Below are 12,107 nucleotides of genomic sequence, written 5' to 3' on the forward strand. Positions count from 1 at the left end.
CGCTAAATGTTGAATTATCTTCAATGTTTAGCGGGTGCTTTATATTTATAAATCTTCATTTTTCTTAAAAACATTTTTCTCAGCAAACGCTTTTAAAATTTGATAATAAGTAACTGACTCTTCACCTTCCATATCAAATTGTTGAATAACATCTTCGGAGATTTTGCTGAATTCTTCTTTAAGTTTCAAACCTTTTTCTGTTAATCTCACTTTAACTCTACGTTCATCTTCTTCTGTTCTGATTCGATTAATTAGGTCTTTTTTTCTAAACGTTTAATTATAGGGCTTATAGTACCAGAATCTAAATAGAGTTCATCACATAACGTTTTAATATAAACATTTTTATCGTTTTCAATATAAAGTAATACAATATAGTTAGGAAAGCTTATATCATACTGTTTTAAGTAGCGATTAAAACGATTTACAACTTCTTTACTCGTAATATAAAATAAGTAGCACATTTCTTTTCGTATTTGGTCGTTAGCGTCTGATGCCATTGTTCTCCCTCATTTCTTTTCATTATAATATTAATATATTTTTAAATTATAGTCAAATATATTATAACTATTAAAAGAGTTTTTTAAACAACGTATTTCTAACTATAAATTGATACACTATCTTATTTTTATATAAAAATAAAATCTATGTAATGATTCCAGTTATTCATCTTTTTTATTCTTTTACTATGGGCAAAATCACTGAATAAAGTCACAATAATGGATCGAAATCATATCTTAGATAATTCCGTATAAAGATACATAGTAAAGTCAAAGTTGTAATTGCGCAAAAGCGCAAAAAAATGTCGACAAAGTCTGATACTTTGTCGACAGTATATGTTAACCTCTCAATAACGGTTAATATAATAATTCCTTACGGGAATTTAGGGAATTGGTCAAAATCAGGATCACGTTTTTCTTTAAACGCATCTCTACCTTCTTTTGCTTCATCCGTTGTATAGTAAAGTAATGTTGCATCTCCAGCCATTTGTTGAAGTCCAGCTAAGCCATCTGTATCTGCGTTCATAGCAGCTTTTAGGAATCTTAAAGCAGTTGGTGAATGTTTCTTAATGTCTTCACACCATCTAACAGTTTCATCTTCTACTTCGTCTAGTGGTACTACTGTATTAACTAATCCCATATCTAGTGCTTCTTGTGCATTATATTGGCGACATAAATACCAAATTTCACGCGCTTTTTTATGCCCTACTATACGTGCTAAATAACCAGAACCGTAACCTGCATCAAATGACCCTACTTTCGGTCCAGTTTGGCCAAAGATAGCATTATCAGCAGCAATTGTTAAATCACATACAACATTTAATACATTACCGCCACCTACTGCATAACCTCTTACCATTGCGATAACTGGTTTTGGAATTACACGAATAAGTCTTTGTAAATCTAATACGTTTAAACGAGGAACTTGATCTTCACCTACATAGCCACCGTGGCCACGTACTGACTGATCTCCACCAGAACAAAATGCTTTATCTCCCTCACCTGTTAAAATAATAACAGCAACACGTTGATCATCACGTGCTTTAGTAAATGCATCCATCATTTCTTGTACCGTGTTTGGTGTAAAAGCATTACGAACTTCAGGTCGATTAATTGTTACTTTAGCGATTCCATCGTAATATTCATACTTAATCTCTTTATATTCTTTAATTGTTTCCCACTGTCTAGTCATTTTGCTCCTCCTTTTGAATAAAACCTAATACTATTCTATCAAATTCTGCCATTTCTTCCACATGAACAGTATGACCACTCTGTGCTATTTCAAAAAGTTCAGTCTTCGGTATAATTGAAACTATCTTTTGAGCAATTTCACAAAATTTACCATCTAAATTTCCAACAATAATACATGTTGGGATTTGTATTTGATTCAATTCCGACCATAAATTAGGCATTTTTCCAGTACCATAATCTCTCAACGCTTTTGCTAATCTAGATGCGTCTTGACGCATTCTCATGTTACGAATACTTAATTTAGTGATCTTATCTAAGTCATGTTGTGTATAAAATAGTGGCAGTTTTTCCCAATCATTAACAAAAACTTCTAATCCTGCAATTTCTAATACTCGGGCACGTGCATAATCAACTTGTTGCCTTTCTATCTGTGCTGTTCTATCTTCAATGCCTGGGGACGTACTTTCCAAGACAAGACCTGTCAATGTAGTGTTGCCATGAATTGCATGATACAACGCTATTCTACCACCCATTGAATAGCCATGTAAAAATAATTGATATGCACTAAACACTTCTAGCGTTTCATCTAACTGTTGGCTAATAAAAGGAAAGTCCCACTCTCGATGAAATGGAGATTCATCTGCACCATGTCCAGGCAAGTCAATAGTTACGATATTTACGCTTTCTTTCAATATGTGAATATGGTTATCAAATGCCTGTTGATCACTAATAAAGCCGTGTAGCATCACTAATAATTGATTAGTTGATTGATTCGCTCGATGAAATTTATAATGTAACATTGATAATATCACTCAACTTTTTATAGAGTTTAAGATGTTGTTGTAGGTTATCTTCTCTATGCGTCATAATTTCATAAATATGTGCGCCAAATTTGGATAACTCAGTGTACTTAAATGCTTCAATAGATTCAAATCGTTTAAATGTAAAGTCGTAAAGTAGCGCAGTATGTTCAAAATCCAATCCAGTTGGTGTGCCAAATAACCTTTCGAAATATGCATCGGCTGAATCTTTCTGTGGTAAATAGGAAAAGATTCCTCCACCATCATTATTTAATAGCACAATATTCAAATTGATGTCATTTAATTTAGACATGAGCAAGCCATTCATATCATGATAAAAGGCTAAATCGCCAATTAATAATGTCACTTTCTTGTGTACCGCCATACCTAATGCTGTTGAAGTAACACCATCTATACCATTAGCGCCACGATTTGAAAAGACTGCTGCTTCACAGTCTATAAACAAATTATCTACATCTCGAATTGGCATACTATTACTCACAAATAATGCATCATCTGTTGTTAATTTGTCTAGTACATTTGCTACGTAGGCCGCTTCATCTGTCGCAGTTCTTACATAATCTTTAATTTCAACTTTGGCATGTTTCTCTAATGATTGCCATTTTTCTAACCATTGCTTACGTTCAACTGTAGTTGTCTCAGATAATTGTCTAAAGAAATCATTTGCAGACATCTCGTAAGAAACATGAGGTGTTATTGGAAATGCATCTGGTCTATCGTTATTCTGCACTAATATTTGAAATGCCTTCGTATCTTTTAACCATTGATTTATTTTTTTAGAAATAACTGGTTTACCTACTCTAATTATAAAGTCAACATCTACTTCTAATCCGGCTCTAAATAATAAGTCATATGTCGTTATAACATTAGGATGGTGCTCACGACGTAATTGACTTAATGGGTCAGCAAGTATAGGCATATCATGTATCGTCGCAAATGTGAGTATTTGATCTACATCTTGATGCTGCATATCACCAACGATAATAAGTCCTTTGCGTTTTTTAACAATTACATTTATTTCATTGAGACTCGTCGTTTTTTGATAATGTGGCATAATCTTCGTATCTGAAGTTAACCATTCAACTTTTTCTAAATCAGGTGTCAGCGGCTCTCTAAATGGCAAATTCAGATGAATTGGACCTCGATGCGGGCCATATAAATACTGACTCGCTTTTTGTAATTGGAATTTAACTGTATTCGTCATAAAGTCTTGGTCATCATTACTATCAGCAATAGGGAAATCAAATTGATATTGTGTATAATTTGCAAACATATTTGTTTGATCTATTGCTTGTGGTGCCCCAATACCTCTGAGTTCATGTGGACGATCACTTGTTAATACCACTAGTGGTAAATGACTCAAGCTACTTTCAGAAATGGCTGGTGTATAATTCGCGGCAGCACTACCAGATGTACAAAGAATAGCAACTGGTCGCTCACTACCTTTCATTAACCCCATCGCAAAGAAAGCAGCACTACGTTCATCTGGATGAATCCAAGATTTCATTTTAGGATGTGCCTCAATTGCAATTGCCATTGGTGTTGAACGAGACCCTGGACTTATCACTATTTCTCTTATTCCGTATGCATATAATTCTGAAACAAAAGTAAATACCTGTTTTGTTAATGCAGTTGTATGGTTATTCATATTTCTCGACTCCTAAAGCTTTCATCATTGGGCTAAATTTAACAGCAGTCTCTTCTACTTCACTATCCGCATCAGAATCACTTACAATCCCACAACCAGCAAATAATGTTGCCTGATTTTTCTTAATCAACATAGATCTAATTGCAACAATAAATTCACAATTATCATACATGTCAATATAGCCAACTGGCGCGCCATAAAGCCCACGTGTTCCAAACTCATTTTGTTCAATATATTCAATTGCTTCCTCTTTAGGATAACCTCCAAGCGCCGGCGTCGGATGAAGATTATCTAATAAACCAATATAAGATTTGCTAATCAATTGTCCTTTAATTTTCGTATATAAGTGATACAAATGATCATTTGTTAAAATTTGTGGTTTTTTATTGTATGTAATATCTTCAACATACAATTCAATGTCATTCAATATACTGTCTACGACAAAACGATGTTCATTTAAGTTTTTTTCATCGTTTAAAAATGCATTTATATTTTCATTATCTACATCATCTTGGTGGGTACGTTTAATCGTACCTGCAACTGCTTTGGTAGATAGTATTGCATCATTAATTTCCATTAACTGTTCAGGTGTTTGTGAAAAGAATACACTGTCTTGTGATTCTAATACAAATAAGTAACTATTATGTTCACCTTGTGTTGCTTGGTTTAAGATATAAGGGATGTTTATGTTTTTATCAAACATAATCAATCGTTTTCTTGCAAGCACAATTTTTTTATTTTCGTCTAATATATCTATTGTATCTTTAACTAAATCACGCCACTCATCTTTATAAATATCCTCAATGCGCTTAATTTCACCTTTTTCAAAATTTGGGCTAACATTCTCTTGAGTTAACTTATCTATAATCGATAAAAATGAGTCAATTTCAAATTGATCTGCTTTTACAGTATAGGTAATATACGTGTTTCCTTCTTCCATAGTTACCAATACTTCAGGTAATATAAAATGATTAATACCAAATTCACGCCACTCATCTCCAGATTTATGTGTTGAAAATTGGAATCCACCACATATCTTTAAATGATGTCGTTCTGAATTTGGATGAATTAAATCAATATCACTTTTATATTTTTCCCATTCTCGGAAAATAGATTGTTTACTTTCAAAGTCATTTTTAAATCTTTTAATAGCATGATAGCCAAAGAATGAAGTTTCGTTGTCATTTTTTTTAAAATAAAAACGGTCTCCTGCACTGTCTTCCGTAACATGGAATAATACAGTAGGATCTAATTCATAATTTAATTTTGCTTCTACAGAAACCCAAGTATGATTACTTTCGTATACCGCTTCGACAATTTCACTTTCCTTGACGTCCAAAGTCATCTATTTCACTTCTTTCATTTATCAGTTTGCACTCATTATAATATTGTACCACTTTTCACAATATGTGTATGGTATCTAGCCTATTTCATTTATATAATTTTCACGTTATTTGACCTTTACAAGTTCTTCCATTAAAATAAATTTGATAAAAAATATTTTAATATGAAAGAATTCGAGGTATAAAATTTTATGGCATCTCAATATCAACAATATTCTACTGTCAGAAAATACTGGCACTTAATGAGACCACATACTTTAACCGCTGCTGTGGTACCAGTACTTGTTGGTACTGCTACTGCAAAAATATTCCTACTTGGTAGTGAAGATCATCTAAGTCTTACTTTGCTTTTAGCCATGTTAATCGCTTGTTTATTAATTCAAGCTGCGACAAACATGTTTAATGAATACTATGATTTCAAAAAAGGGTTAGATGACCACACTTCTGTAGGAATCGGTGGTGCAATCGTTCGCAATGGCATGAGTCCTAAGTTAGTCATGAATATAGCCATTGCATTTTATGTCATTGCTGCTTTACTAGGATTATTTATAGCCATCAACAGTTCATTCTGGCTCATACCAATTGGACTCGTGTGTATGGCAATTGGTTATTTATACACGGGTGGACCATTCCCTATTTCTTGGACTCCTTTTGGTGAAGTATTCTCTGGAATTTTCATGGGTATGATTATTATTTTAATTGCATTCTTCATTCAAACAGGTAATTTACAAAGTCTAGTTGTTTGGATCAGTCTTCCGATTGTTATAACAATCGGTTTAATCAATATGGCTAATAACATTCGTGACCGTGTTAAAGATAAAGAAAGTGGTCGTAAGACATTACCTATTTTATTAGGTAAAAATAATTCAATACGCTTCTTAGCATTAATGTACATTGTCGCGTATGCATTAGTTATCTATATTACATTCTTCCAACCTGGTGGTTCAATTTTCTTTTTACTTGCATTACTGTCATTCCCGTTACCTATCAAGGCTGTACGTAGATTCAAAAAGAATGACACGCCAGCAACTATGATGCCAGCAATGGCTGCAACAGGAAAAACGAATACATTCTTCGGTCTACTGTATGCACTAGGTATTTATATTAGTGCTCTGCTCGGTGGTATTTAATATATTTCTCAATTAGCAAGTTTAACCCAGCAATCAAATAAAGTAAGTATTACTTTTTCGATCTTCATACTCATGAAGGTCGATTTTTTGTTTTTTAACAGAGATAAAAACTCAGTCTTTTATATGTACCATGTGGTAATGCATATGACCATATAAATCGAATTCACTTGTAGGTTGGAATCCTAATTTTTTATAAACATGTAACGCCCCATCATTGAGTAAATCACAATTTAAGCTCCATTTTTCATCTGGATACGTTTCTAATACATGTTTAATTAATTTAGTAGCGACACCCTGCCCTCTAAATTCTGGGAATGTAGCAACTGTTTCGATATACCATTCATCATCATTAGCCTCTTTCATTGGCATCGGCGTCCCATAAGCTCTAATGTCTTCATCTAATTCCATATCTAACCAAGCCTTTTCAAGCTCTAACTCTTTGTTACCAGGATATGCAATTAAGCAACCTGCAATGTTACCATCGACTTCGTATATCCAAGTGTTACTATAATGACCTCTATATGGTACATCCACCATACTTTGTTCCATGCTTTTTAGTAATCTTTCTTTATCGGTGTATTCCACTAAATCTATGTCTAATTGACTCCAGATGATATAACATAATTTTGCAATTTCATGCTTATCGGTAGGTTTAGCTTTTCTAATCATTTGTATTCTCCTTATTATGTTTATTTAACTATATTATATATGAATTAAATAAAAAATTCGAAGTAATAATTGGTTTTTACGAGAAATCGTTTTTCATTAATTGTTTTCGATTGTTGAATCGCTTAATATAAGAGATAATTAAGATAAGAACTTTAAAATGAAAGGACTAGACATATGAAAGTAAATAAAGTCATTTACGTTATACTTGCATTTTTACTCGGTTGGTGTGGCATTCATAAATTTTACTCAAATCAACTTTTACAAGGTATTATACATTTAGTGTTCTTTTGGACAGGCATTCCATACGTTATCGCTATCATTAGTGGCATCATTACGATTTTCTTTAACAAAGCAGACGAAAACGGTCTTATTTCTTTTGAAAAATAACCACTTTTTTATTAAAAGATAAAATATTTTCTATTTTCTCCAATATTTCATCTGAAATTGGGTAAAGAAACTATATAGCAAATTATGGAAAGTTGAATTGTAACTTAGGAGGACTAATAATGAAAAATATTATATCACGTGTTTTCAGATCTGTAGTAGTAGGCTTTATTATAAAAGGAATCAGAAATTTAATAAGTAAAAAATAGATTTCATATACATTGAAATTCACGAAAAAATTGAAAAGCTAATCGTTTCTAATTTTAGAAATGATTAGCTTTTATTTTTACAATTACCTTATAGAATTCTTATGATTAACAAAAAACACCCACCAAATGGTGAGTGTTTTTTAATTATTTTCTTTTTCTAATTGCTTTCATAATAAATGAAACAATTAAGATTAATACGATTGACCCGATTAGTGCTGGTAAGATTGGAACGCCACCTAAGACTGGTCCCCATGTACCTAATAATTTACTACCAATAGCTGAACCGATTAAACCTGCAATAATATTACCAATTATTCCACCTGGAATATCTTTACCTAAAATTGCGCCGGCTAACCAACCGATTAAACCGCCTACAATAATCATTATAATAAAGCCCATATATCTCTCTCCTATTTTCTTGATTTATCACAATGCATAGCTTACCACTTTTTTTATTTATATACAACATTGCGAACAATATTTATTTTAAAAACCAAAACAATTTCTTGGTTTTTCCTCAAGCCATCTCTATTTAAATTCGCTATAATAATATTTTATAATGAATTTCTTGTTTTTCATGCAATATCAAAATATATAGTCATACAAAATCTTGAAATAAAATCAAAAATTCATTACATTTATTGCATCATATTACCGATTAAGATTTACTCATATCTAATTATCATAATCTTGTTGTTTATAGTACATTTTTCCCTAACTAGTTATTTAAAATTTTACAAACTATAATTATTAATACACTTTTTCATTTTGGCGTGTAAAAAACCTTCAAAGTTTTCACTTTTAGTGTCTACTTTGAAGGTTTTTATTATTTTTCTGATTTAATTTATGCTCATTTTTAAAATTGAGATAATTATAGTTCTTTAAATCGTTTAATTGTATCGCCTATTTCATCTCTTACGCGTTGAAACTCTGACCATGCTTTACCTGCTGGGTCATCAAAGCCCCAATGTTCTTTTTTCACATTAGGCGGTATAACTGGACAATTATCATCAGCATCACTACAAAGTGTAACAACGAGATCAGACTGTTTTAAAATATTATTATCAATCATATCAGATGTATGATTTGAAATATCAATATTAACTTCTTTCATAGCTTCTATCGCCTTAGAGTTTACACCATGCGTTTCAATACCTGCTGAGTAAACATTCCATTCTTTGCCGAGTATTTCTCTTCCCCAGCCTTCAGCCATTTGACTACGACAAGAATTACCAGTACATATAAAGTAAATTGTTTTTTTATCCATTTATGATTACCTCTCATTTAAAAAATAATTAGTGTTAAATATAAACCTAATAAGGTTACAAATAAAACAGGGATGGTGATAATAACTCCCGTTTTGAAATACACACCCCAAGATATTTTCACTCCTTTTTGAGTTAGCACGTGTAACCAAAGAAGTGTGGCTAAAGAGCCAATGGGTGTTATTTTAGGTCCTAAATCAGACCCAATAACGTTAGCATAAATCATGCCTTCTTTTAATATTCCTGTGGCACTCGATTGACCAATTGCTATAGCATCTATTAATACAGTTGGCATGTTGTTCATAATAGATGAAAGAAATGCAGCTATAAAGCCCATGCCCATGATACTACTAAATAAGCCGTAACTTGAAATATTTGTTAGTACATCACCAAGAAGTGTTGTAATCCCCACATTTTTCAGGCCAAATACGACGAGATACATACCAATAGAGAATAAAACAATATTCCATGGCGCACCTTTAATTACTTGTTTCGTATGAACGGCTTTAGATTTACGCGCTAATAATACAAATATTAAAGCAATCATACCAGCAATAATAGATACTGGAATATTTATAAACTCACTTATTAAATAACCAACGAGTAAGATAGCAAGTACAATCCAAGAGATGTTAAAAAGCTTTTTATCTTTAATCGCTTCTCTTGGTTCTCTAATATTTACTTCGTTAAATTTACCTGGAATAGATTTTCTGAAATAAAGCCATAACACAAGAATACTTGCAATCAACGAAAATATATTAGGTATAATCATTTTACTAAAGTATTCAATAAAACCTATATCGAAATAATCTGCAGAAACTATATTAACTAAATTACTAACAATGAGTGGTAATGAAGTTGTATCTGCAATAAAGCCACTAGCAATGATAAATGGAAATATTGCTTTTTTATCAAAGCCTAAATTACGTACCATAGCTAATACAATAGGGGTAAGTATTAAAGCTGCACCATCATTTGCAAAGAAGGCTGCTACAACTGAACCCAAAAGCATGATAAAGATAAACATTTTCAAGCCATTACCCTTTGATGCTCTAACCATATGTATAGCAGACCACTCAAAGAACCCAATTTCATCTAATATAAGTGAAATAAGAATAACTGCAACAAACGTTAAAGTCGCATTCCAAACGATCCCAGTAACTTCCAGTACATCTGAAAAACTTACAACACCCGTAATTATAGCTACTACAGCACCAATTAATGCAGTAATTCCAATATCTAAACCTTTAGGTTGCCAGATAACAAAAATTAACGTTAATACAAAGATTGTGATTGCTAATATCGTCATCATTAACACTCACCTGACTTCATATTTTTACAAATACATAATTCATTTGTAGTATTTATTAGATTTAAACTTTGATTAATTTGTTCAAATACATCGTGGTTAAGCCGATACATGCGCTTATTCCCCTCTTTTCGTGTAGTAATTAACTCACACTCTACTAATGATTTCATATGATGACTTAAAGTTGGCTGAGAAAATTGAAAATGTTGCAATACATCACATGCACATAACTCACCACAAGAAAGTAAATCCATAATTTCTAATCTACTTGGGTTAGAAAGCACTTTTAATACGTTTGATAATTCTTTATATGACAAGTTCATCTCTCCTCTTATAACTAAATATAATACTATATATATAGACGAGTGTCTATGTACTATTGCTGATTACTTATAATTTTTTTATTAAAAAATTGAGTTTTGATATATTATAGTTGATTCACAGCACTTAACACTTGAGCAATATAAAACATGAAGTTATTACAGGATTAACGAAGCTCTATAACAAGTGGTATCAACTAGCAGTACTTGTAGCAATTCATTATACTTTTTAGCTTTTTGCGGTTACTTACTATCATGATTATTAATTGTGAATTTACAAATTATAAATTCACAAAACAAAAAAATACCGAAATCCTGTTAAGGACTTCGGTATTAAAAAGCTTGTTTTTATTAACGGAAACGGAGAGATTCGAACTCTCGCGCCGCTTGCGCGACCTACACCCTTAGCAGGGGCGCCTCTTCAGCCAACTTGAGTACGTTTCCAATGGCTCCACAGGTAGGACTCGAACCTACGACCGATCGGTTAACAGCCGATAGCTCTACCACTGAGCTACTGTGGAATAATTGATATCTCAATCAAGCACAAATACTATTATATCAACTTCAGAGAATTTTTCAAGTACCTTAATCAAAAAAAATGCGGAATATTTACACTAAATTAATATAATATTCCACATATGACATTTTTACATTTAAATTTCAGAAATGTTTTGCTATTTATTTTCAAATAGAGAATATTTTGCTAATGCTTCATAAATATTTAATTGTGGTTTCGTATAGTCTATAGGAGATTCAGGATCAAAAGTAGCCACCCTAGCTGCTCTATCCATCATATAGTAATAATATATACCATTTAAGTATTGATGATGCATACTGTGTGCTGAAATATTAACAACTATAGTCTGGTTATCGACAAATGTGATTTTACATTTTTTATCTTTTAAAGCTCTTATGGTTTGTACATAATGAATATTGATCCAAGTGTTTTCTTCTTTTCGGTCTGAATGTGTAGGAAAAAAATAAGTAGGAAATAATGGAGTGAATAATATCGGGGGTTTACTATTAATACCTGTAATTCTCATTGTGTCTTCTTTTTTAAATACATAACTGCTACCATAAAATCTACATGAACGATCTATAATCTTATGTGTCCGTTCCTTTACAATATCACGCTCCTCCTTATACTTTAATACACAAGTACCTTCATTTAGTCCTATAGATAAATTACAAGGTTGAAGAGCCATATCACCTTTTTTAATAATGTATTGTTGAATCATAGCTGACGCCTCCTTAAAGCTTATGGTGATACTCAAATAATATAACACAAAGATTTTAAAATCAACTTATTTAATAAAATATT

General features: G+C 32.0%; 12 protein-coding genes, 2 tRNA genes and 1 pseudogene. 2 read left to right on the forward strand and 13 right to left on the reverse strand.

Annotation, left to right across the window (positions count from 1 at the left end; translation table 11 throughout):
- Positions 1–45: 45 nt before the first annotated feature.
- From AOB58_RS04795 to AOB58_RS04815, 5 genes and pseudogenes are all read right to left on the reverse strand, one after another.
- Positions 46–497, reverse strand: a pseudogene (locus AOB58_RS04795) (MarR family winged helix-turn-helix transcriptional regulator).
- Positions 498–870: 373 nt separating this feature from the next.
- A complete protein-coding gene (gene menB / locus AOB58_RS04800; protein ID WP_002508054.1) occupies positions 871–1,689 on the reverse strand; it encodes a 1,4-dihydroxy-2-naphthoyl-CoA synthase in 819 nt (272 codons plus the stop codon).
- Positions 1,682–2,488: a 2-succinyl-6-hydroxy-2,4-cyclohexadiene-1-carboxylate synthase gene (gene menH / locus AOB58_RS04805; protein ID WP_002508055.1), complete on the reverse strand. Its 807-nt coding sequence runs from the start codon at positions 2,486–2,488 to the stop codon at positions 1,682–1,684. The genes menB and menH overlap by 8 nt, the downstream gene beginning before the upstream one ends.
- Positions 2,475–4,157 carry a 2-succinyl-5-enolpyruvyl-6-hydroxy-3-cyclohexene-1-carboxylic-acid synthase gene (gene menD, locus AOB58_RS04810; RefSeq protein ID WP_021339518.1) on the reverse strand — a complete coding sequence of 561 codons (1,683 nt, stop codon included), beginning with the start codon at positions 4,155–4,157 and terminating at the stop codon, positions 2,475–2,477. The genes menH and menD overlap by 14 nt, the downstream gene beginning before the upstream one ends.
- A complete protein-coding gene (locus AOB58_RS04815) occupies positions 4,150–5,502 on the reverse strand; it encodes an isochorismate synthase (RefSeq protein WP_064783035.1) in 1,353 nt (450 codons plus the stop codon). Before AOB58_RS04815 ends, menD begins: the two co-directional genes overlap by 8 nt.
- Positions 5,503–5,691: 189 nt before the next feature.
- Between AOB58_RS04815 and AOB58_RS04820 the strand changes: the two genes are divergently transcribed.
- Complete coding sequence (locus AOB58_RS04820; RefSeq protein WP_021339517.1) at positions 5,692–6,630, forward strand: 1,4-dihydroxy-2-naphthoate polyprenyltransferase; 939 nt, start codon at positions 5,692–5,694, stop codon at positions 6,628–6,630.
- 111 nt (positions 6,631–6,741) lie between these two features.
- On the opposite strand, the gene AOB58_RS04825 is transcribed toward AOB58_RS04820, so the two are convergent.
- Positions 6,742–7,299 carry a GNAT family N-acetyltransferase gene (locus tag AOB58_RS04825; protein WP_064783036.1) on the reverse strand — a complete coding sequence of 186 codons (558 nt, stop codon included), beginning with the start codon at positions 7,297–7,299 and terminating at the stop codon, positions 6,742–6,744.
- A gap of 174 nt (positions 7,300–7,473) precedes the next feature.
- On the opposite strand from AOB58_RS04825, the gene AOB58_RS04830 reads away from it, so the two are divergent.
- Entirely contained in the window at positions 7,474–7,686 is a 213-nt protein-coding gene (locus AOB58_RS04830) for a TM2 domain-containing protein (RefSeq protein WP_046465163.1), read from the forward strand.
- A gap of 350 nt (positions 7,687–8,036) precedes the next feature.
- On the opposite strand, the gene AOB58_RS04835 is transcribed toward AOB58_RS04830, so the two are convergent.
- From AOB58_RS04835 to AOB58_RS04865, 7 genes are all read right to left on the reverse strand, one after another.
- Positions 8,037–8,291 (reverse strand): GlsB/YeaQ/YmgE family stress response membrane protein, encoded by a 255-nt coding sequence (locus AOB58_RS04835; protein WP_021339514.1) that lies wholly within the window; start codon positions 8,289–8,291, stop codon positions 8,037–8,039.
- A gap of 472 nt (positions 8,292–8,763) precedes the next feature.
- Positions 8,764–9,159, reverse strand: coding sequence for an arsenate reductase (thioredoxin) (gene arsC, locus AOB58_RS04840; protein ID WP_021339513.1), 396 nt, complete (start codon positions 9,157–9,159; stop codon positions 8,764–8,766).
- A gap of 17 nt (positions 9,160–9,176) precedes the next feature.
- Positions 9,177–10,469 (reverse strand): arsenite efflux transporter membrane subunit ArsB, encoded by a 1,293-nt coding sequence (arsB, locus tag AOB58_RS04845; RefSeq protein WP_021339512.1) that lies wholly within the window; start codon positions 10,467–10,469, stop codon positions 9,177–9,179.
- Positions 10,469–10,783 carry an ArsR/SmtB family transcription factor gene (locus tag AOB58_RS04850; RefSeq protein WP_021339511.1) on the reverse strand — a complete coding sequence of 105 codons (315 nt, stop codon included), beginning with the start codon at positions 10,781–10,783 and terminating at the stop codon, positions 10,469–10,471. The genes arsB and AOB58_RS04850 overlap by 1 nt, the downstream gene beginning before the upstream one ends.
- Positions 10,784–11,141: 358 nt before the next feature.
- Positions 11,142–11,230 (reverse strand) — tRNA-Ser (locus AOB58_RS04855).
- Between the two features lie 2 nt (positions 11,231–11,232).
- A tRNA-Asn gene (locus AOB58_RS04860) sits at positions 11,233–11,307 on the reverse strand.
- Positions 11,308–11,460: 153 nt separating this feature from the next.
- On the reverse strand, positions 11,461–12,024 hold the full coding sequence (locus AOB58_RS04865) for a competence protein ComK (protein ID WP_002508070.1): 564 nt from the start codon (positions 12,022–12,024) through the stop codon (positions 11,461–11,463).
- Between the last annotated feature and the right edge of the window lie 83 nt (positions 12,025–12,107).

This window comes from Staphylococcus sp. AntiMn-1 (assembly GCF_001663395.1).
Lineage (GTDB): Bacteria > Bacillota > Bacilli > Staphylococcales > Staphylococcaceae > Staphylococcus > Staphylococcus equorum.

Coding starts and splice junctions, on each gene's coding strand:
- AOB58_RS04825 (WP_064783036.1), bottom strand. CDS start 7,299: ATGATTAGAAAAGCTAAACCTACCGATAAGCATGAAATTGCAAAATTA.
- menH (WP_002508055.1), bottom strand. CDS start 2,488: ATGTTACATTATAAATTTCATCGAGCGAATCAATCAACTAATCAATTA.
- menD (WP_021339518.1), bottom strand. CDS start 4,157: ATGAATAACCATACAACTGCATTAACAAAACAGGTATTTACTTTTGTT.
- AOB58_RS04865 (WP_002508070.1), bottom strand. CDS start 12,024: ATGATTCAACAATACATTATTAAAAAAGGTGATATGGCTCTTCAACCT.
- menB (WP_002508054.1), bottom strand. CDS start 1,689: ATGACTAGACAGTGGGAAACAATTAAAGAATATAAAGAGATTAAGTAT.
- AOB58_RS04830 (WP_046465163.1), top strand. CDS start 7,474: ATGAAAGTAAATAAAGTCATTTACGTTATACTTGCATTTTTACTCGGT.
- arsC (WP_021339513.1), bottom strand. CDS start 9,159: ATGGATAAAAAAACAATTTACTTTATATGTACTGGTAATTCTTGTCGT.
- AOB58_RS04815 (WP_064783035.1), bottom strand. CDS start 5,502: ATGACTTTGGACGTCAAGGAAAGTGAAATTGTCGAAGCGGTATACGAA.
- AOB58_RS04835 (WP_021339514.1), bottom strand. CDS start 8,291: ATGGGCTTTATTATAATGATTATTGTAGGCGGTTTAATCGGTTGGTTA.
- AOB58_RS04820 (WP_021339517.1), top strand. CDS start 5,692: ATGGCATCTCAATATCAACAATATTCTACTGTCAGAAAATACTGGCAC.
- arsB (WP_021339512.1), bottom strand. CDS start 10,469: ATGATGACGATATTAGCAATCACAATCTTTGTATTAACGTTAATTTTT.